This is a genomic window from Spiroplasma sp. TIUS-1, from assembly GCF_010365785.1.
In the GTDB taxonomy this organism is placed as follows: domain Bacteria; phylum Bacillota_I; class Bacilli_A; order Mycoplasmatales; family Mycoplasmataceae; genus TIUS-1.
In genome coordinates, this window is record NZ_CP048387.1 from 281,997 (window position 1) to 303,937 (window position 21,941).

Annotated in this window: 16 protein-coding genes and 3 rRNA genes; 15 read left to right on the forward strand and 4 right to left on the reverse strand. The window is 32.0% G+C overall.

Annotation, left to right across the window (positions count from 1 at the left end; genetic code table 4):
* The 4 genes from STIUS_RS01280 (at window position 1) to STIUS_RS01295 (ending at window position 3,824) form a co-directional block, all read left to right on the forward strand.
* A complete protein-coding gene (locus tag STIUS_RS01280; RefSeq protein WP_162649485.1) occupies window positions 1–786 on the forward strand; it encodes a TIGR00282 family metallophosphoesterase in 786 nt (261 codons plus the stop codon).
* A gap of 212 nt (window positions 787–998) precedes the next feature.
* Window positions 999–2,144, forward strand: coding sequence for a methionine adenosyltransferase (gene metK / locus STIUS_RS01285; RefSeq protein ID WP_162649486.1), 1,146 nt, complete (start codon window positions 999–1,001; stop codon window positions 2,142–2,144).
* Window positions 2,145–2,179: 35 nt separating this feature from the next.
* Window positions 2,180–2,848: a copper homeostasis protein CutC gene (locus STIUS_RS01290; RefSeq protein WP_162649487.1), complete on the forward strand. Its 669-nt coding sequence runs from the start codon at window positions 2,180–2,182 to the stop codon at window positions 2,846–2,848.
* Window positions 2,841–3,824, forward strand: a complete 984-nt coding sequence (locus tag STIUS_RS01295) for a 3'-5' exoribonuclease YhaM family protein (RefSeq protein ID WP_162649488.1) — start codon at window positions 2,841–2,843, stop codon at window positions 3,822–3,824. Before STIUS_RS01290 ends, STIUS_RS01295 begins: the two co-directional genes overlap by 8 nt.
* Window positions 3,825–3,847: 23 nt before the next feature.
* Here STIUS_RS01295 and STIUS_RS01300 read toward each other — a convergent pair whose 3' ends face one another.
* From STIUS_RS01300 to STIUS_RS01310, 3 genes are read right to left on the reverse strand one after another with little or no spacing between them, the layout of a single operon-like run.
* Window positions 3,848–4,249 carry an HIT family protein gene (locus STIUS_RS01300; protein WP_162649489.1) on the reverse strand — a complete coding sequence of 134 codons (402 nt, stop codon included), beginning with the start codon at window positions 4,247–4,249 and terminating at the stop codon, window positions 3,848–3,850.
* Window positions 4,249–5,934, reverse strand: coding sequence for a lipoprotein (locus STIUS_RS01305; RefSeq protein ID WP_162649490.1), 1,686 nt, complete (start codon window positions 5,932–5,934; stop codon window positions 4,249–4,251). Before STIUS_RS01305 ends, STIUS_RS01300 begins: the two co-directional genes overlap by 1 nt.
* Before the next feature lies 1 nt (window position 5,935).
* The gene (locus STIUS_RS01310) at window positions 5,936–8,131 is read right to left on the reverse strand and encodes a hypothetical protein (RefSeq protein ID WP_162649491.1); all 2,196 of its coding nucleotides are present in this window, start codon (window positions 8,129–8,131) and stop codon (window positions 5,936–5,938) included.
* 86 nt (window positions 8,132–8,217) lie between these two features.
* Here STIUS_RS01310 and STIUS_RS01315 point away from each other — a divergent pair, with 86 nt between their 5' ends.
* The 7 genes from STIUS_RS01315 (at window position 8,218) to STIUS_RS01345 (ending at window position 14,262) form a co-directional block, all read left to right on the forward strand.
* Window positions 8,218–9,423 carry an aminotransferase class V-fold PLP-dependent enzyme gene (locus STIUS_RS01315; RefSeq protein WP_162649492.1) on the forward strand — a complete coding sequence of 402 codons (1,206 nt, stop codon included), beginning with the start codon at window positions 8,218–8,220 and terminating at the stop codon, window positions 9,421–9,423.
* Window positions 9,424–9,433: 10 nt separating this feature from the next.
* A complete protein-coding gene (locus tag STIUS_RS01320; RefSeq protein WP_162649493.1) occupies window positions 9,434–9,847 on the forward strand; it encodes an iron-sulfur cluster assembly scaffold protein in 414 nt (137 codons plus the stop codon).
* A 45-nt stretch (window positions 9,848–9,892) separates the two neighbouring features.
* Entirely contained in the window at window positions 9,893–10,219 is a 327-nt protein-coding gene (locus STIUS_RS01325; protein WP_162649494.1) for a S1 RNA-binding domain-containing protein, read from the forward strand.
* Between the two features lie 5 nt (window positions 10,220–10,224).
* Window positions 10,225–11,505, forward strand: a complete 1,281-nt coding sequence (locus STIUS_RS01330; RefSeq protein WP_162649496.1) for a glucose-6-phosphate isomerase — start codon at window positions 10,225–10,227, stop codon at window positions 11,503–11,505.
* Between the two features lie 61 nt (window positions 11,506–11,566).
* Window positions 11,567–12,067 carry a dUTP diphosphatase gene (locus tag STIUS_RS01335; protein WP_162649497.1) on the forward strand — a complete coding sequence of 167 codons (501 nt, stop codon included), beginning with the start codon at window positions 11,567–11,569 and terminating at the stop codon, window positions 12,065–12,067.
* On the forward strand, window positions 12,057–12,815 hold the full coding sequence (locus STIUS_RS01340) for an RNA methyltransferase (protein ID WP_203234708.1): 759 nt from the start codon (window positions 12,057–12,059) through the stop codon (window positions 12,813–12,815). Before STIUS_RS01335 ends, STIUS_RS01340 begins: the two co-directional genes overlap by 11 nt.
* 31 nt (window positions 12,816–12,846) lie before the next feature.
* Window positions 12,847–14,262 (forward strand): NADP-dependent glyceraldehyde-3-phosphate dehydrogenase, encoded by a 1,416-nt coding sequence (locus STIUS_RS01345; RefSeq protein WP_162649498.1) that lies wholly within the window; start codon window positions 12,847–12,849, stop codon window positions 14,260–14,262.
* A 32-nt stretch (window positions 14,263–14,294) separates the two neighbouring features.
* On the opposite strand, the gene STIUS_RS01350 is transcribed toward STIUS_RS01345, so the two are convergent.
* Window positions 14,295–15,182: an SPE_1075/MLC_0560 family membrane protein gene (locus STIUS_RS01350; RefSeq protein WP_162649499.1), complete on the reverse strand. Its 888-nt coding sequence runs from the start codon at window positions 15,180–15,182 to the stop codon at window positions 14,295–14,297.
* 83 nt (window positions 15,183–15,265) lie between these two features.
* On the opposite strand from STIUS_RS01350, the gene STIUS_RS01355 reads away from it, so the two are divergent.
* The 4 genes from STIUS_RS01355 (at window position 15,266) to rrf (ending at window position 21,924) form a co-directional block, all read left to right on the forward strand.
* On the forward strand, window positions 15,266–16,723 hold the full coding sequence (locus STIUS_RS01355; RefSeq protein ID WP_162649500.1) for a hypothetical protein: 1,458 nt from the start codon (window positions 15,266–15,268) through the stop codon (window positions 16,721–16,723).
* A 278-nt stretch (window positions 16,724–17,001) separates the two neighbouring features.
* Window positions 17,002–18,522: ribosomal RNA gene (locus tag STIUS_RS01360) — 16S ribosomal RNA — on the forward strand.
* Window positions 18,523–18,820: 298 nt separating this feature from the next.
* Window positions 18,821–21,727: ribosomal RNA gene (locus tag STIUS_RS01365) — 23S ribosomal RNA — on the forward strand.
* 89 nt (window positions 21,728–21,816) lie between these two features.
* A 5S ribosomal RNA gene (rrf, locus tag STIUS_RS01370) occupies window positions 21,817–21,924 on the forward strand.
* Together the 16S, 23S and 5S rRNA genes form the textbook arrangement of a ribosomal RNA operon.
* The last annotated feature ends 17 nt before the right edge of the window (window positions 21,925–21,941 follow it).

Here is a 21,941-nt window from a genome sequence, read left to right on the forward strand (position 1 = left end):
ATGAATATTTTAATAATTGGTGATGTTTACGGACATGCTGGAAGAGCAATGATCGAAAAATTAATTAATGATGTAATTAAAGTAGAAAAAATAAGTTTTGTTATTTGTAATGCAGAAAACATAACAAATGGAAGAGGGACTTCAAGAGAAGATTATAACTTCTTAAAATTTCATAATGTAGATGTTTTGACAGGCGGTAATCATACATTTGATCACTATGAAACATTTGATTTATTACAAGAAAAAAATGATATTCTGAGACCAGCAAACTATAATAAATTTACTCCTGGAAAGGGAACTGTATTAATTAATTTTGCTGGAATTAAAATCCGCGTTACCAATTTATTAGGAAGAACATTTATGAACCAAAATACAAATAACTTTTATGAAGTTATGGATGATATTTTGGAAAATGAAGAAAAGGCAAATATTCATATTGTTGATTTTCATGGGGAAGCATCATCAGAAAAAATAGCCTTTGCTCACAATTATAAAAATCAATTAACTGCTGTTGTTGGAACTCATACACATGTTCAAACAGCAGATGATCAAATTATTGATGAAAAACTGGCATATATTACAGATATTGGATTAACAGGTGCCTTCCATTCAATTATTGGTGCTAACACTAAAGAAGTAATATATAGAGAAAAGACTGGTATGCCAATTCGTTTAAGAACTGCAGATGGTAATGGTCAATTCTGTGCTGTTGTTATTAAGATTGATAACAACACATATAAACCAACTGAAATTAAAAGAATTTATTTAAAAAATGTAGCTGCTTAGTTACATTTTTTATTTAACTGTGATTTAATAAATAAAGAAAACTAAATAACTTATTCAGAACTACCTAGAGAATAAAACTTGCAAGTAGTAGCAACCCATTAAGTTGGGTGCTTAAATAGGGTGCTAAATACGCCATCAATGAGATTTCCCATCTTGTAACGTTCTGAATATTCAGGACGTTTTTTATTTTTAATTAGGAGAAAAAGTAGTATATGACAAAAAATAAAATATTATTTACAAGTGAATCTGTATCAGAAGGACACCCAGATAAATTGTGTGATCAAATATCTGATGCTATATTAGATGCTTGTTTAAAAGAGGATCCATACTCACGAGTTGCTTGCGAAACTTTTGCATGTAATGATTATCTAGTTGTTGGTGGAGAAATCACAACCAAAGCAAAAGTTAATTATGAACAAATAGTTCGTAATGTAATTAAAGGAATTGGATATGATGATAGCCAATTTGGTATTGACTGAAAAACGCTAAATATTGAAATAAAACTTAATACTCAATCTTCAGATATTGCTGAAGGATTAAAAGATGAAGACTCATTAGGAGCAGGTGATCAAGGTATTATGTTTGGTTATGCAACAAATGAAACTCATAAATATATGCCATTAGCAATTCAAATATCTCATGAATTGGTTTACCTTGCTACAAAGTTAAGAAAGTCGAATGAATTTAAATGAGCAAAACCAGACATGAAGTCACAAGTAACAATTGATTATACTGATCCAGCAAATCCTAAAATAGATAATATTTTAATGTCTATTCAACATGATCCAAAATATATACGAGAAGAATTTATTGAATTTATTACAAACAAAATTATGAAAGTTGTTGCAAGTGAATTTAATATGAATGATGATTTTAAAATTTTAATTAATCCAACTGGAATATTTACAATTGGTGGTCCAAAAGGTGATACTGGATTGACAGGTAGAAAAATTATAGTTGATACATATGGTGGATATGCAAGACACGGTGGAGGAGCATTTTCAGGTAAGGATGCAACCAAAGTTGATAGAAGTGCTGCTTACATGTGTCGTTATGCTGCAAAAAATATTGTTGTAGCAGGTCTTGCAGATAAAATAGAAATTCAAGTATCATATGCAATTGGAGTTGCCAAGCCAGTTTCAATTTTTATTGAAACTTTTGGAACAGAAAAAATAGCTAAAGATAAAATTTTAAACGCAATAAACAGTACATTTGATTTTAGTGTTTCTTCAATTTTAAAAACATTAAATTTAAGAAAACCAATATTTCAAAAGACTGCCGCATATGGACATTTTGGTAAAGAAGGTTTTTCTTGAGAAAACCTTGACAAAGTTAGTGAGTTAAAAAAGTTTTTATAATTAAAATGATTTAAAATAAAAGCAACGAGGATATTATGATTTTAGAAGTAATAGTAGCAAGACCAAGTGATATTGAATTTATCAACAAAACAAATGCTGATCGCATTGAATTAGCAGTTATGGAATTTGATGGGCTAACACCATCTTATGATTTTATTAAACATGCAACAGAACAAATCAACAAACCAGTTAATGTAATTGTTCGTGATTGACATGAGAACTTTGTTTATAATGAAGAGCAATTTTTAAAAATATTAGAACACATTGAATTTATTAAAACAACAAAAGCAAATGGAATTGTGTTTGGTAGTTTAACAACTGAAAATGATATCAGTGAAGAACAACTAAAACGTGTTGTTGAGTCTAAGGGTCACTTAGAATTAACATTTCATAAAGCTTTTGACTATGTAAATGATTTTGTTAAATCATATGAATTATTAAAAAAATATAAAGTTACAAATGTTTTAACAACTGCTGGTCATAAGTTTGAAGATGGAGTAGATATTTTAAATAAACTTGTTTCATTAAATGGGCCAAAAGTTTTAATTGGTGGTGGAATTAATAAAACAAATTATATTGAAGCCTTTAAAATTTCAAAAAATATTCATATTGGAAGTTTTGCAAGAATAGATAATAAAATTCTTAATGACATTGATGTTATTAAAACAAATAATATAAAAAAGGAACTGTTAAAAAATGATTAAATTAAAAGATATTACAGCAGATTTAAATTCAATTGAGTTTATTGCAAAAGTTGAAAAATCTATTCAATCAACTGGTCAAAATGGAAGTGATTATTTAATTATTTACTTTATTGATGACACTTCAAAAGTTGAAGCTAGATTATGAAATTCAACTAAATCTGATATTCAAATTTTAAGTATTAATAACTTAGTTAAAGTTGAAGCTGATGTAAAAGTGTATAAAGGAATTATTCAATTAAAAGTAAATAAGGCCACAATTGTAAGTGAATCTGAATTGAAGGCAAATAAAATTGATCCTGAGACTTTTGAAAGTAAAGTTAAAATGGATGTAGAAAAAGAATTCAATAGAATAATCAAAGATATTACAGGATTTAAAAATGAAGTATACAGAGAGATTTCTTTGAAACTGCTAAATACTTATAAAGATAAATTCATAAATTATCCAGCTGGAATGTTTATGCACCACAATTTAGTGGGAGGTTTATTGTGACACAGTATTTCTCTATACGATATGGCTAAAGGTATAAAACCAGTTTATTCTTATTCAAATAACATTGATTGAGAATTAGTTTATACAGGAGCATTATTGCATGACTTTGGTAAAGTATTAGAAATGAAAGACAAACAAGGAACAGATTATACTGATTATGGAAAATTAATTGGTCATATTTCAATTGGTTCACAGTTTGTTTATAGAACGGCATTAGAGCTTGGTTTTGTTAAATCTAAAGACGTTATAGTAAATGAAGATGTAATGAAGCTACAACATGTTATTATTGCCTCTCATGGTCAATTAGAACATGGTTCACCCATTGAACCAAGACTAATTGAAGCTATTATCATTTCTTCTTTAGATCACGTTGATGCTAGATTAAATAAAGTTAGTTCAGAACTTGACAGAATTGAAGTAGGGAGCTTTACGGCACGTATACCTTCTGAAAAAGGAGCACAATTTCTTAAACATAAAAAGAATTAAAAAAAGTCGGTTAACCGACTTTTTTATTTTGTAATTTGAATAAATGATTTTTCAATATCAATTGGGTCAACAATATTCTTATTATGTAAGAAACCTTCATTCTTTTTATATTTTGGTATTACATGTAAATGATAATGGAATACCATTTGCAATGCTTCGCTACCTTCATTAGAAATATAATTAAAACCCTTAATCCCGTCAATTTTGCTTGCTAACAGCTTTGCTACAACTTTTGCAGCTTTGCTAACTTCGCTAAGAAATAAATCATCAGATTCACTAAAGTTATCAAAATGCTTTTTTGGGATTATTAGTGAATGACCTTGACTTACAGGAGATATATCTAAGAAAGCAAAAGCATAATCGTTTTCATATATTTTTTTAGATGATATTGTTCCGTTTAAAATTTTACAAAACAAACAATCCATTACATATCCTCATCTTCAGAATCATCAATATATTTTGAAACCATGTTTCAAATACCTGAATAGTAGATAGTTTCTTTATCTAAGTATTTTGAATATATGTCACGTTTTGCAGCATCTACAAAGTTTGAATTAGTACATGCCATATACATTAATTCATTAATTAAGTTTTCTCTATTTTCATCTTGAGCTAAAGTATCTCTAACATCAACTGAACCTTTAATATTTTTGAATCCTTCTCATTTTCTTCAAATATCTTCAGTAGAAGAACCTGCTCTACGCAAGTTTACTTCTTTTACATCTTTACCTTCTGAATCTTTAATAGCATATACTGAAGTATCACTTGAATCAGAATTTCTATCAACACGATTACCTGCCATCAATTCAACAAAGTAAATTGGCAGAACCACAACAATTTCATTATAGTTTGGATTATCAGTATCAAATCCAGGTTGTAGGTCATTATTAGAAATAATGTGAGCACCATTTTGTTGCTTGTTAACTTTATCGGCTCATGACTTCCCAGAAGTTGGATCATCTCCGAATGTATCAAACTTAATACCTTGGAATCCTGACAGACCAAAATATGAATCATAAGATGTACCATCTAATATTGGTTTAACACCAAGAATTGTTTCAGAATTACCACCTTCACCAAATAAAACATCTTTAATTGATTTTCCAGACGCTAGTTTTTCGTTTGCATCAGAAATGTTTTTAAATAGATCTTCAGTTTTCACTGAATCTTTATCATCTTTATCATATTTAACTGTTCAAATCATTTTAACATTCGAATTTCAATCGTTGTTAGAAGGGTTGAAGTCCTGCAATTTACTTGTAAATAGATTTGTAGGATTCAAGTATGCTTCATCTTCTCTGTACTTGAATAATTTTGAAGTCATATGACCCATAACCATAATGTTTGAAATTATGTCTGACTCTAATTGATTAACAAAGTAGTCCTGGAATCTTAAAGATAGGGCTGTTAAAGCAGAAACTTCTTTTTCTCCTTTATCAGTTTCAACATAAAATTGAGCGCCTCCACCAGTATATTCTTTTGTGAAAGTTTCAATAGGTGGGATTCCAGAAGGATCTTCTTTTCCTTCAACACTTGTTGCTCAAAGTTTTTTCTTTTCACCAAAAGTAATTTTAGCTCCTGCATTCACTATATATGGATTTCCATCAAAACCAATAATATTAGTATTGTCGTCAATAACTCCAAGTGCAAATCCGTCCATTAAGTTCTGGAAATCAAATGATTCATTATTTGATAGGGCAGTAGTATACTCTTTAAATAATTTCTTTTGTGCAATTGAATTTGATTGTTTTTTATAAGACTTAGTATTAAAGTCTGTAACAGTTTCATAAAGTTTGTTTTCACTTTGCTTATCTTTAACACCTAAATTATTCAAGTTTAAATTTGTTGCTTCAAATGAGTATTGTAATCCTAAAGTAGAATCCAAAGTAGATTGAATAATTTCATTTACTTCTGATTCAGTTAAGTAATCACCCAAGTTAACATCAATGTTAACATCCTCGCCAGTAATCTTAAATAAAACTTGTTTTAAAACATCGATGTTGTATTGCAATTTATCTTGCCTTACTACTTCTTTAGTACATGAGACCAATAAAGTACCTGAAGTAACAGTTAAAGAAGTTACTGCTAAAATAGCTAATAATTTTTTCATATTAATTACCTCCCATTATTGCATATGCAGACATTAAATCAAGATATAAGCTAGATGATGATTTGCTTCCGAACAATTGGAAATTTTCCAATATATATGTGTAAAGTTTATTTGCATTAAATACATGATCTTCAAATTTTCCTTTTGGAGCCTTATTTCCACTAACAGTATTAGACTTAATTGCATCAATAGTTTTTTCTAATTGATTGTATTGTTTTTCCATTGCCATTGCGGATTTTACTTGTGATCCTGAACGCTGTGTTCCAATCATTTGGATAACCATATTTTCAAGCTGTGCTTCTTCGTCGTTTTCAAATGTAATAAATTTGCTTAAAAAATCTGTGTCACTTTCAACACCACTTAAATTTTTAAAGTAATCAAATAGTGCTAATTTGGGTGCAATTGAACCGTCAGAACTTGTTTTAGTTCAATCTCTCATATTTCCAACAATATCATATGTTGAAAAGCTATCTGTAATATTAGAAGTTAATGAGTTGTTTAATAGATATTTAGCATAACTATTTTGAAGTGAACCATTGATTTGTCCTAACTGTCCAAGATCTGCTTCTTCAGGATATACATATACTGCAGCTAATTTTTCTTGATCAGTTGATTCATTAAATTTATTTAAGTCTGCTTGTTGTTTGTAAAGATTTTCTGAAATTTTATTATCAGTAAATGTTTGTAGCTTTTCGTATTCTTTTTCTTTTTCTCAATTATTTTTATTTTTAATATCACCATGTAAATGTACAAAATGTACTCCAGATGCATCCAAGTAAACTAATTGATTGTGATTTAATGTTTTATAAAGTTTATTGTTATCACTTCTATTAATTTCTTCTAGTCAAAGAACTTTCTCAGTCTCATCAGCTCTTGAAGTGGCACTTCCTTGAGTACCATTATTACCTTCATTTAATAAATAGTCATAAACTACAGATTTTAGAAATGAATCTTGCTCGTCATCAATAGTCATTATTTTGTCAGCTTTAGTTACTGTTCCACCAAAAGTAGATTCAAAATCTGTTGTTACTAATTTTATTCAATCTCTATCAGTTTTAACATCAGCTAATTTTTCTTCAAAATTGTTTATTTTTGTAGCTGCAAGAGAACCACCATAGTTATTGATACTATCAGCAACAATACCTTCTTCAAAATTTGCATTAGAAGAGTAGGGGAATGTTACTTGACTTATTACAACTGGAGCTTTTGTTTTGAAATAGTTATTAAAGAAGTAGTTTTGTGAGTTACTTAAAATACCATTTACACCACTTCCAGTTACTGAGAGACTATCTATTGAATCTGGAACAGGATTTACTTTAGGTTTATCAATTCCTGATGTATTTCAGTTTGATTTTATTTCTTTTAACATTTCAGTAAATCCATCATTTGAATCTATGTCTTTTACTGATTTCATATCATTAATATTGTCAAATTTAGCATTATATAACTGAGTAAATTCTCTACGCATTAAATCATTATTTGGGTTAGTGATTAACGCTTCATAGTCAGATGAATCCATTTTATCTTTATGATCATTTCAAATTAAATATAATCTTTGTTCATTGATGAAAGTTACTCCACTATGATTGTTGTCAATTAGTGCTTTTTGAATTCTTAATTCAACATTATCTTCACCATCAACTAATAGTGACGTTCTGTATTTATTTTCAAGAAATTCAATTGATTCATCTTCAAAGTTAGGAAACTTAGAAGCTAAGTTTTCTTTTCATTTTTTAGAATCATCCATTATTTCTCTTTCATCAGCTATTTGGCGATCAACTGATTCTTGTACGTTTGCTCAAGCACTAGTTAGTGTTGAATAAGTTGAATCATCATAAAATTCAAAATTTTTATTTTTTGCTGAACCAACTACTTTGTCCTTTCATTCACCTTCAGATTCTGATTCTTTTTCAGTCACAAAAAATTCATTTAAATTTTTTAGGAATGATGAATTAACAAATGATAGTATATCTTCTAAAAATTTATTTTTAAAAGTTGGTTTATTTTTGATTGCATCCAAGACGGCTTTTGAATTTAAAGAAGTGATTCCTTTTTCTCCAACTGGTTTACCAAACTCAAGTATTATTGAATTTCCATCTTTGTCTAAATGTTTATTATCTGTTCCACAAGAAACTAAAGTTACAACAGGGGCAACCGTTAATGTTATAACTCCAAGCATCGTCATTAATTTTTTCATTTATTATATATCTCCGTATAAACATAATTATTATATACAATTATAAATAGATAAATTGGGTAAATACCAATCTCTTATGAGGTCATATGTTTAAATCACTATTTCAAAAATCAAAGAATAACAAAATTACATATTTAGATAGTGGTGCTACTTCAATGAAACTTGATTTAGTTGTAGATGCTGAGATTGAATTTTTAACAAAGTTCAATACAAATACTCATAATGAAGTTTCTGAAAACTCATCTATTATTAATGAAGTTATTGAAAAATTACGAGTTAAGGTTAAGGAATTTTTAAATGCAAAAGATGGTAATGTAGCCTTTGTTTCTGGTTCAACATTTGCATTAAATCAATTAGCATTTGGTTTAATTGATGAAATAGATTCAAAAGATGAAATTGTAATTACATCAGTTGAGCATAGTGCAAATTTATTACCATGAATTGAAATAACTAATAAAACAAAAGCAAAATTAAATTACTTTGATTTAAATGATAATGGAACAATTAAGATTGAAAACATAAAAAATGTTATTAATAAAAATACTAAAATTGTATCTTTTGCACATATTTCAAATACATTGGGATATGAAAATAATGTTAAAGCAATCGTTGACGAGATAAGAAGAATAAATCCAAAAATATTAATCTATGTAGATTGTGCACAATCAATTTCGCATACAAAAATTGATTTAAATGATTGAGATGTTGATGCAATTGTGTTTTCTGCACATAAAATGTATGGTCCATTTGGACTAGGTATTTTATGAGCAAAAGATGCTCTTTTAGATAGATTAAAGCCATTAGTTTTAGGTGGTGGAAATATTGTTAATGTTGACAAAAACTCATATTTATTATCAGAACCCCCATATAAATTTGAAGCAGGAACAATGAATTTAAGTTCTATTTATTCATTTGACAAGCTGTTGAGTTGATACAAATTAATAGATTTCAATTCAATCAATAAATATGAAAAAGAACTAAAAGAGTACTTTGTAACTGAATTTAAAAAATTAAATGATGAAAATATTATTATATATAACTTAGATAATAATCAAGTTTCAATCTTGTTTAATGTCAAAGGGGTTAGTTCACAAGATTTTGCAATTTTCTTAGAAAAGAAATATCAAATCATAACTAGAGCAGGACAACACTGTGCTCAACTTACAAAAGAACTGATAAACAGTAAAACTACAATTCGTGCAACGTTATCTATATTTAATACAAGAAAAGATATTGATAAACTTATCGAAGCATTTAAAGATAAAAATAGCTGAACTGACTATATTTTTTAGGAACCATAATATGACAAATAGAGAAATAATGTTAAAAAATTATAGTGAACCAGAATTCAAAAAAGAATTAAATGGTTCAAATGTAGTATCAGAAGAATACAAATCAAGATCATGTAATGATGATGTTGTTTTATTTTTTAATATTGATAAAACAATTATCAAAGAAATGACTTTTATGGGCGAAGGATGTGCTGTTTCAACATCAAATGCTAACTTAATATGCAAGATATTTACAAATAAAAATATTCAAGAGTGTAAAGTAATTGCTGACGAGTATTTAAAAATGATTAATAATGAAACATTTGATAGAACAATTATGGGTGAACTATTGATTTTTGAAGATATTCGAAATCAAAGAAGTAGAAAAAAATGTGCAACATTGACAATGAACACATTTATAAATTTCATTACTAAATTTTATTAATATATAATATTAGCAAGGCTTGAGCCTGGCGGGAGAAATTATAATATGAAAAAAGCGGATAACATTAAAGTTAAAATCACTGCTATAGAAAACTTTGGTGCATTCATTGAACACCATGATGAAAACCAAATCTGAAAAGGATTAATTCACATTTCTGAATTTTCTGACTTCTTCGTAACATCAATTACAGACTTTGTAAATGTTGGTGATGAAGTAGAAGTTGAAATTTTAGAAATCAACAATGACAAAAAACAATTAAAATTAAGTTACAAATCAATTAGACCTGAACTTAAAAAATCATCAGAAATCAGAGAAACTGGTAATGGATTTAACAAACTTAAATCAAACACTGACAATAAAGTAAAAGGTTAATTTAAATGATAAATACTATTTTAAAATTCTCTGGAATTGAAAAAGAAGTAAAAAGCTTTGATAAAACTAAAGTTGCTAACATACACAAAATGATCCATGAAAAAACTGGAAAAGGAAATGATTTTTTAGGATGAGTTGACTGACCAGAAACATTTAATAAAGATGAATATAATAGAATGAAAGTTGTAGCAAATGACTTGCGTTCTAAAATAGATGTCTTATTAGTTGTTGGAATTGGAGGAAGTTATTTAGGAGCTAGAGCTGCTGATGAAATGATTAGAGGTTTATACCCTACAGATAAAGTTGAACTAATTTACGTTGGTAACACAATGAGTTCAACATATACTCAAAACATACTTGACTATTTAAAAAATAAAGAATTCGGGATTGCAAATGTTTCAAAATCAGGAACAACAACAGAACCCGGAATCGCATTCAGAATTTTTGAAGAATTCTTAATTAATAAAAAAGGCAACGATGTTGCAAAATCAAGAATTGTTGCTGTAACTGACAGAGCTAAAGGTGCATTAAAAGAAATGGCTGATGCAAAAGGATATGAAACTTTTGTTATTCCAGATGATATTGGTGGTAGATTCTCAGTTACAACACCAGTTGGGATTTTTGCTTTATTAGTAGCAGGAGTGAATACAGATGCTATTATGAAAGGTGCTATGAAAGCTCGCAAAGAACTTTCAAAACCTTCAAATGAAGCTTACAAATATGCTGTCTCAAGGTACTTATTAAATACAGATAAAAATTATAAATCTGAAATGTTAGTATCTTATGAATTGCAATTACAATATTTAACAGAATGATGAAAACAATTATTTGGAGAATCAGAAGGAAAAGACGGAAAAGGTTTATTACCTACAAGTTGTATTTTTTCAACTGATCTTCATTCAATGGGTCAATTTATACAAGATGGTACAAAAAATATAATATTTGAATCAATAATTCGTGTAAAAAAACCTCAAGTTGACATTAACGTTCCTAAATTGGAAAAAGATTTAGATGGCCTAAATTATTTAACAAAAAATTCACTACACAAAATTAATAGTATTGCTATTGAAGGTGTAATTGATGCTCATGTTAATGTTGGTAAAATGCCAAACATAGTTTTAGAGTTCGATAAAATGGATGATGAAATGTTTGGATATGCCACATACTGATTTATGAAGGCATGTGCAATGAGTGCTTACTTATTGGATATAAATCCATTCGACCAACCAGGAGTTGAAATTTATAAAAAAAATATGTTTAAACTACTTGGAAAACCAGGAATGTAATTTAATAAAGATAAAAAAACCTTAATGGTTTTTTTTCTATTAAAATAAAAGAGAGGTATATATGATAACTAATAAAGAATTAATTTACTTAAGTCAACAACAAACTAAATTGGATAATTATATAATGTCATCTAAAAAATTAGTTATAAATGATGATATTAAAAAGAAAAAAAGAATTGCATTTATGGTGGAATTATTTGAATTTATCAATGAAGAAAAAAGCTTTAAATACTGATCTAATAAAAGAAATATTGATAAACATAATTTAATAGAAGAGTTTATTGATGGTGTTCACTTTATTGTTTCTATTGGAAATGACATCAATTATGACTTCAATTTATTTGTTGATAAATATACAACTAATAATATTGATAATTGTATTTTAGAAGCAGTTGATAAATTCAACGCGTTCAACAAATTATTAAGTAAAGATTCTTATTACGAACTTCTATCCTCATTTTTAAACATTGGATTTAATTTGAAATTTGAAACAAAAGAAATTATAGAAATTTACGAAGAAAAAAATAAAAAGAATTTTGAGAGACAAGACAATGGATATTAATAAAATAACAAGTGTAAAAAATGAATACATTAAAGATATAGTTAAACTGAAATCAGATTATTCAGAAAAATATATTTTAGAAGGAGTTCATGTAATTGAAGAGGCTTTGAAATACAATGTCATAGAATCAATTTTATTTACAAATAAAAATACATTAAATTTGTCAGAGTATGGTCCGTCAATAAATAAGTATGAAATATCTTCAGAAGTTGCTGAAAAAATAAGTAGTGTTAAAACTCACCAAGGTGTTTTTGCAATATGTAAAATTGAAGAAAAAGATATTGATCTAAGTAAAAATATATTACTTTTAGATGATGTTCAAGATCCGGGAAATATGGGAACTTTGATTCGTAGTGCAAAAGCATTTGGATTTAATTCAATAGTAGCTGGTGAAAGAAGTGTTGGTTTTTATAATCCAAAAGTAGTTCGTTCTACTCAAGCAAATCATTTTACAATGAGTTTGGTTAAAAAGAACTTAGAACAAATGATTAAATTTTTAAAATCAAATGGATATTTAATAGTAGGTACGTTTTTACATCAAGATGTTAAAAATGAAATTAATACCAATACTAAATTAAAAGATAAAAAAATAGCATTGATTTTAGGCAATGAAGGTAACGGAATTGAAATTGAGTATAAAAAATATATTGATCTTAATTATGTAATTAAGATGGATAAAGATGTTGAATCATTGAATGTTGCTGTTGCAGGTTCAATTATCATGAGTGACATATATAAAACTATTTAATGTTAAAATAAAAGCATTCAAAGAGGTAAATATGAATTTTAATGCAATGATTAATAACGAATTTGTTTCAACAACAAATAAGTTGGAAATCTTAAACCCAGTAGATAACAAAGTAATTGGGACAGTTAGTGCACTACAAGAAGAAGATATTAACAATGCTTATAGCTTTGCTAAATCGGCTCAAAAAGAGTGAGCAAACATGCAACTAATGAAAAGAATTGAAGTTGTTGAAAAGTTTAAACAAGAAATAATTAAAAATAAAGAAAAAATTGCTGAAATAATGATGGCTGAAATTGCCAAACCATTAAAGGAATCAGTTGCTGAAGTACAAAGAACAATAGACATTATTGACTTTTCAATAGAAGAAATTAGAAGATTTTATCCTACAGCAATGGATGGTAAAGGATGAGGAATTGAAAATAAAATTGGTGTATTTGAACGTGTACCAGTTGGAGTAGTTTGTGCTATATCACCATTTAATTATCCATTTAATTTGGCAATAGCAAAAATAGTGCCAGCGTTATTAGCAGGAAATAGTGTTGTTTTTAAACCAGCAACTCAAGGTTCTTTAACAGGAGCTTTCATGGGTAAAATGTGAGTTGACTCTAAATTACCAAAAGGTATATTTAATGTTGTTACTGGTAAAGGTAGAGACATTGGTGACATTATAGTTTCAAACAAAGATATTAATATGATTTCATTTACAGGTTCAGTAAACGTAGGACATAGAATTAGAAAAATGGCTAACACTTCAAACATAGTTTTGGAATTGGGTGGAAAAGATGCCGCATTAGTATTAGATGATAAAAACTTAGATCATTATGTATCTGAAATTATTTCTGGTTCATTTGGATATGCAGGACAAAGATGTACAGCAATTAAACGTGTATTAACTACAAATGAAATTGCTGAAAAATTAGTTCCATTGTTAGAAGCTAAAATTAAAATGTTTAAGCATGGTAACCCAAAAACAAACCCAGATATAGTGCCTGTTATTAGTGAATCTTCAAGAAATTTTATTATGGGATTAGTAGAAGACGCTAAAGCAAGAGGCGGAAAAATTGTAACTGGAGGTAGCTTTAAGGGTAACTTAGTGGAAGCTACATTAATTGATAATGTAACAAGTGAAATGAGAATTGCTTGAGAAGAACCGTTTGGTCCAGTGTTGCCAGTTATTAGATGTAAAAATGTAGATGAAATGATATCAATGCAAAATGAATCTAATTTTGGATTACAATCATCTATATTTACAACTGATATTAATTTGGCATTCAATATTGCAAAATTGATTGAAGTAGGTACAGTAAACATTAATTCAAGACCTCAACGTGGCCCTGATAATTTCCCATTCTTGGGGATTAAAGATTCAGGAGAAGGAGTACAAGGAATTAGAGAATCACTAAATTCTATGACTCGCTACAAGGGGATAGTTATTAATTGAAAATAAAAAAAGTTGTTATTTAATAACAACTTTTATTTTTATAATTCTTCCATATTAATTGATGTTTGAACAGGTTGATTAAAATCAACATGTGGTTTCATAACAAATATTTTTGGAATATATTTATTGAATCAAGTCACCATTGGTCCTAATATTAGTATTAAGAATACTGAACCAAAACTTATATTCACTAATGTAAAGTCTAAAACCTCTTGTCAGGTTCTATGACCTGTAGCGCCATCTAATAATATAATTAATACTCCAGGAATGAAGATTAATATATTCATTATTGTTCTACCAAACGAATAAGACATACCTTCGAACATTTTAATAAAGTTTGTACAGATTGAATTATATGGACCTGGTAAAAATCCTGAATAAACTCATAATGCGATTCCTAATGAATAACATATAAAAGCAATTAAGAATAGATAAGCTCGTATTGTTGAAGCAGATTCACGTATCCCATCAGGGTTCATATATAAATAATTCATTTTAATTAATAACGGAATTGCAAAGATAACAATAATGTCACAAATAACACTTAATAACATTTGAACAAATAACATTTTGTTTCCAGTCTTTTTATAAGATTTATAAACTCAAACTGACATAAAGCATAAAGATACAATTGACATTCCAATGTATATATATGCAACATATAATTCATAGGGGGTATCTACAGTATTAATTGTTCCTGAAACAACTCCATTTGATGTATCTGCTAATCCATGTGAATGGAATATTGAACCTAAAATTGTTATGTCAATCATACTTACTCCAACTGCAGTGTTGGCCGAAATTGTTATCCCAATTGAAAATAAGTACATTCCCAATATTAGGGCTATTAATTTAAAAAAATAATTTCTTTTATTTAAGTTAATATCTTTAATAAAGTAATTAAATTTTGTTTTTAACAAAAACATAAACCTCCTATTATTTAATTGTGATTAATATATGTAAAACAATACTCATTTATTTTATAATAGTTTAGAGAAAAAGGATAGTTATGATATCGAAAGCAATAAAATTCACAATATTAATAATTATTACAGTATTTGCTGTTATGTCCTTTATTTTTTTTAATGGGGATAGTGGATTAGTATTTGGAACATTATTTGATCAATCAATATTTCCAAAAGACGAAATTTCATCAGCAACAAAAGCGCTTGTACCGTTAATTGGAACATTATCGTTTGCTCTATTAATATTATTAGTGATTTTCTTTTTGTACGAAACATTTCTTGAAAATAAAACATTTGGTTTAGTTATGACAATGAACGTTATGTTTTTAATTTCAATGGTAGTTTTTTCTGTTTATTTATATGGATTTATTCTTATTAATAATATATTAAGTGAAAGCATCGTTTTAACTATAAATGAAACTAAAGTATCAGATCTTACTTTTAATATTGGATTAACAGGTGCAATGTTAAGTTTAGTTTTTGTATTATTTATTTATTCAAATGTTTTATGATTTCCAATTGTTGTTGGAAAGTTTAGAAATAAAAATAAATTAGGTAGACCATCAAGAAAAAATAATACAAGTGAAAAGAATAAAAAGCAAAATGACTTACAAGATAAAACTCCAAGTAGAAGTAATAATTATTTTGATGAATTACAACCTGGTCTAGAAAGAAATGAATTACAACAACGTAAAGTTGCTGCATCATTTGGGCGTGTTCCAATAGATGAGTTTGAAGAAGCGTACGGATTGGATTTAAAAACTCAAGTATTAACTAATCGAGATTTAAGTATAAAAGAAACTATCTACAAAACTGAAGTTCCTAAAATAACAAGAGAAGAACTTGAAATACCTAAGAAATCAAATGAAGAAATGAATGATATTTTTTCTGATTATGAAAACAAACTTAAAGACAATAAACTTGAGGCTGTAAAACCAAAAATTCAATTAGAACATAATAAAATTGACGAGGGTTATATTATGCCAAGAAGTAGGTCTAGTGTTTCACAACAAGATAATGATGATTTAGTGTTTGTTCCACCAACAGGTCGACCAAAAGTAAGTGATAATTTTGATGACAGTATGTTTAACGATTTGGAAAGAATTAAGAGACTGACGAATTCAAAAAATAGGCAAGTCCAATTTGAACCAATTGAAATAAAAAAAATTGAACAAGTTCAACCAGAAGTCTCACGTAAGATAAAAAAAGATAAGCCAAAAGTTTCTACAAAGGTTGTAACTTTTGAGTTACCTAATTTTAATGAAGTTGAAGACCCATTAAAAGAAGTAGTCACTAATACTATTAATATTAGAACTGAAGAAACTGAAAGGGATGTTGATCCAAATTTATTATTTAAATCTTATGAGCAACAAAAAGATATATATGAAGAAGATTCTGATGATTTGTTTTTAGATGAGCCTTTAATTGAAGATGATATATTTGATGAAAATGTTGAGAAAGAATCTGACCCTATTGCTACTATAGATTGAGATTTTGACTAGAAATATCAACACAAAAAATTTTCTTATGATATTATTTAAAAGTGTGGAAAAGCCACACAAAAAAATTGATAGAGAATTTAAAATCCAAGAAGTTATTTTTATATAATTTCGAGTTTTTTTTACACTTTGTTGAACGATCTTTGAAAACTAGATAGAACATACAACAAAAAAAATTACTTGTCTTAACAAGTTAATTTCTTTTAAGTAAACAAATACATACAAAATATGACAATTTAAATGATATTGAGTCTCGAATCAAATTAAACGATAAATAGCAATTTATTGAGAGTTTGATCCTGGCTCAGGATGAACGCTGGCGGCATGCCTAATACATGCAAGTCGAACGAGGGTGCTTGCACCCTAGTGGCGAACGGGTGAGTAACACGTATCTAATCTACCCTTAGGTGGGGAATAACAGTTGGAAACGACTGCTAATACCGCATGGGACACTACTATCGCATGAGAAAGTGTTAAAAGGACCGTTTGGTCCGCCAAAGGATGAGGATGCGGCGTATTAGCTAGTAGGTGGGGTAATGGCCCACCTAGGCAGTGATACGTAGCCGAACTGAGAGGTTGATCGGCCACATTGGGACTGAGATACGGCCCAAACTCCTACGGGAGGCAGCAGTAGGGAATTTTTCACAATGGACGAAAGTCTGATGAAGCAATGCCGCGTGAATGATGAAGGTCTTCGGATCGTAAAGTTCTGTTGTAGGGGAAGAATAGCTTGGACAGGAAATGGTCTGAGTCTGACGGTACCCTACGAGGAAGCCACGGCTAACTATGTGCCAGCAGCCGCGGTAATACATAGGTGGCAAGCGTTATCCGGATTTATTGGGCGTATAGGGTGCGTAGGCGGTTAGATAAGTTTGAGGTTAAAGCCCGGAGCTCAACTCCGGTTCGCCTTGAAAACTGTCTTACTAGAATACAGGAGAGGTAGATGGAATTCCATGTGTAGCGGTAAAATGCGTAGATATATGGAGGAACACCAGGGGCGAAGGCGGTCTACTGGCCTGTTATTGACGCTGAGGCACGAAAGCATGGGGAGCAAATAGGATTAGATACCCTAGTAGTCCATGCCGTAAACGTTGAGTACTAGATATCGGAATTATTCGGTGTCACAGCTAACGCATTAAGTACTCCGCCTGAGTAGTATGCTCGCAAGAGTGAAACTTAAAGGAATTGACGGGGACCCGCACAAGTGGTGGAGCATGTGGTTTAATTCGAAGCAACGCGAAGAACCTTACCAGGGCTTGACATATAGTGCAATGTTATAGAGATATAACGGAGGTTAACATTAATACAGGTGGTGCATGGTTGTCGTCAGCTCGTGCCGTGAGGTGTTGGGTTAAGTCCCGCAACGAGCGCAACCCTTATCATTAGTTACTAACATTAAGTTGAGCACTTTAATGAGACTGCTAGTGCAAACTAGAGGAAGGTGGGGATGACGTCAAATCATCATGCCCCTTATGCCCTGGGCTACACACGTGCTACAATGGCCGCTACAAAGAGTCGCAATCCCGCGAGGGGGAGCTAATCTCAAAAGGCGGTCTCAGTTCGGATTGGAGTCTGCAACTCGACTCCATGAAGCCGGAATCACTAGTAATCGCGGATCAGCAATGCCGCGGTGAATACGTTCTCGGGTCTTGTACACACCGCCCGTCAAACCACGAGAGTTGGCAATGCCAGAAGTACGTATCCTAACCGCAAGGAGGGAGCGTACCAAGGTAGGGTTAGCGATTGGGGTTAAGTCGTAACAAGGTATCCCTACGGGAACGTGGGGATGGATCACCTCCTTTCTATGGAGTAATAGAAAAGAAGCAGTTGAATCGTTAAACAACTGTGTGACCAATATCATTAGTTCTATCTAGTTTTCAGAGATTGTTCGTAAGAGCAATTTCTGAAAGTATCAATCGTTCTTTGAAAACTGAATATTAGATGAAAATTAGACATTTTTCCAACGTGTAACATTTAGTTATACGTTTGTAACTTTTATAACCAATTGAAAAATTGAGTTCAAAATAAAAATATATTAATGGTAAAAAATACTAAAATTTCAAACTTAGTTATTAATAATAATGCAATAGGATTTTCTTAAGAAAAGTATAGTAAGGGCATATAGTGAATGCCTTGGAAAATGGAGCCGATGAAGGACGCGATTACCTGCGAAAAGTTTCGGGGAGCTGGAAGTAAGCTTTGATCCGGAAATGTCCGAATGGGGAAACCCAATATGATTAATCTCATATTATCCGACCACTGAATACATAGGTGGCGAGAAGGGAACCTTGGGAACTGAAACATCTTATTACCAAGAGGAAAAGAAAACGAATGTGATTCTGTGAGTAGCGGCGAGCGAAAGCGGAACAGGCCAAACCGGTTTTTACCGGGGTTGTAGGACTCCTTTTAGAGTTACAAAATTTATATATAGTAGAAGCTGTTGGGAAGCAGCGCCATAGACGGTGATAGCCCGGTATACGAAATGTATAGATCTCGTAGGAGTATCCTGAGTACGGCGGGGCACGAGAAACCTTGTCGGAATCCACCCAGACCACTGGGTAAGCCTAAATACTACCATTTTACCGATAGTGAACCAGTACCGTGAGGGAAAGGTGAAAAGAACCCCGAGAGGGGAGTGAAATAGTTCCTGAAACTATATGCTTACAAGAAGTCAGAGCCCGTTAATGGGTGATGGCGTGCTTTTTGTAGAAAGAGCCGGCGAGTTACGATAGCGTGCAAGGTTAAGCAGAATATGTGGAGCCGTAGTGAAAGCGAGCCTTAATAGGGCGTTTAGTACGTTGTCGTAGACACGAAACCGGGTGATCTAGCCATGAGCAGGTTGAAGTTTGGGTAAAACCAAATGGAGGACCGAACCAACGTTCGTTGAAAAGACCGTGGATGACTTGTGGCTAGTGGTGAAATTCCAATCGAACCCGGAGATAGCTAGTTCTCCCCGATATGGCTTTAAGGCCAGCGTCGAGGTTTAGGATTATGGAGGTAAAGCACTGAATCTATGATGGCCCCACCTAGGGGTACTGAATAGAATTAAACTCTGAATGCCATAATACCGTACTCGGCAGTGAGTACACGGGTGATAAGGTCCGTGCACGTGAGGGAAACAGCCCAGATCTACAACTAAGGTCCCAAAATATCCGCTAAGTGTGTAAGGATGTGAAGGTGCACAAACAGCTAGTATGTTGGCTTAGAAGCAGCCATCATTTAAAGAGTGCGTAACAGCTCACTAGTCGAGTGCCTTTGCGCCGAAAATGTACCGGGGCTCAAGCGGATTACCGAAGTTTAGGATTGTAGTGATACAGTGGTAGGGGAGCGTTCTAAGGGCGATGAAGTCAGACTGTGAGGACTGGTGGAGCGCTTAGAAGTGATTATGCCGGCATGAGTAACGTTTGGGAGTGAGAATCTCCCATACCGTTTGACCAAGGTTTCCTGGGCAAGGTTCGTCCACCCAGGGTTAGTCAGGACCTAAGGCGAGGCCGAAAGGCGTAGTCGATGGACAACAGGTTGATATTCCTGTACTACCTATGTTGTGATGGAGTGACGGAGAAAGATAGTGGATGCCCTCTGATGGATATGAGGGTCCAAGCATAAAGGTGTGTACGTAGGCAAATCCGCGTACTTTAACATTGAAATGTGATGGGGAGTGAACACTTCGGTAATTAGCGAAGTCCATGACTCTACGCTTCCAAGAAAAGCTTCTAACTTAAGACATAGGTACCTGTACCTAGAACGAACACACGTGGTCAAGGAGAGAATCCTAAGGTAAGCGAGATAACTATTGTTAAGGAACTCTGCAAAATTACCCCGTAAGTTAGCGATAAGGGGTGCTCACTTTTAGTGAGTCGCAGTGAAGAGGAAGGGGCAACTGTTTAACAAAAACACAGCTCTATGCAAAGTCGTAAGACGAAGTATATGGGGTGACGCCTGCCCAGTGCCGGAAGGTTAAGAGGAGATGTTAGCTTCGGTGAAGCATTGAATTGAAGCCCTGGTGAACGGCGGCCGTAACTATAACGGTCCTAAGGTAGCGAAATTCCTTGTCAGGTAAGTTCTGACCCGCACGAAAGGCGTAATGATCCCTTCGCTGTCTCAACAATAGACTCGGTGAAATTTTAGTACCAGTGAAGATGCTGGTTACCCGCAACTAGACGGAAAGACCCCGTGGAGCTTTACTATAACTTTGTATTGAATTTTGGTATAGCATGTAGAGGATAGGTGGGAAACTTTGAAGCAGTCACGCCAGTGGCTGTGGAGTTAACCTTGGAATACCACCCTTGCTATATTGAAGTTCTAACCTAGGTCCGTTATCCGGATCAGGGACAGTGCATGGTGGGTAGTTTGACTGGGGCGGTCGCCTCCTAAAGAGTAACGGAGGCGCTCAAAGGTACCCTCAGTACGGTTGGAAATCGTACGAAGAGCGCAAAGGTAGAAGGGTGCTTAACTGCGAGACTTACAAGTCGAACAGATGCGAAAGCAGGACTTAGTGATCCGGCGGTCCCGTGTGGAAGGGCCGTCGCTCAACGGATAAAAGTTACCCCGGGGATAACAGGCTGATCTCCCCCAAGAGTTCACATCGACGGGGAGGTTTGGCACCTCGATGTCGGCTCATCGCATCCTGGAGCTGTAGTCGGTTCCAAGGGTTGGGCTGTTCGCCCATTAAAGCGGTACGCGAGCTGGGTTTAGAACGTCGTGAGACAGTTTGGTCCCTATCTGTTGTGGGCGTTGGAAAATTGAAGAGAGCTGTTCCTAGTACGAGAGGACCGGAATGGACGCACCTCTGGTGCACCTGTTGTCACGCCAGTGGCATAGCAGGGTAGCTACGTGCGGAAAGGATAATCGCTGAAGGCATCTAAGCGAGAAGCCTCCTTTAAGATGAGTTTTCCCATTTCCTTGAGAAAGTAAGATCCCATGAATACCACATGGTTGATAGGCTGGGTGTGTAAGTGCCGCGAGGTATTTAGCTTACCAGTACTAATAGATCGAGGGCTTTTCTGAATAAGAAAATCCAAAAAAATATTGCATAAATTAATTCTAATGTTCAGTTTTCAGAGAATGAAGATTCTTTGAACAAAACAAAACACCAATCTGGTGATCATAGTGCTGAGGTCACACCTGTTCCCATACCGAACACAGAAGTTAAGATCAGTAACGCCGACGATAGTACGCAAGTGCAAAATAGGTAGTCGCCAGTTTGAATAAACACCTTCGG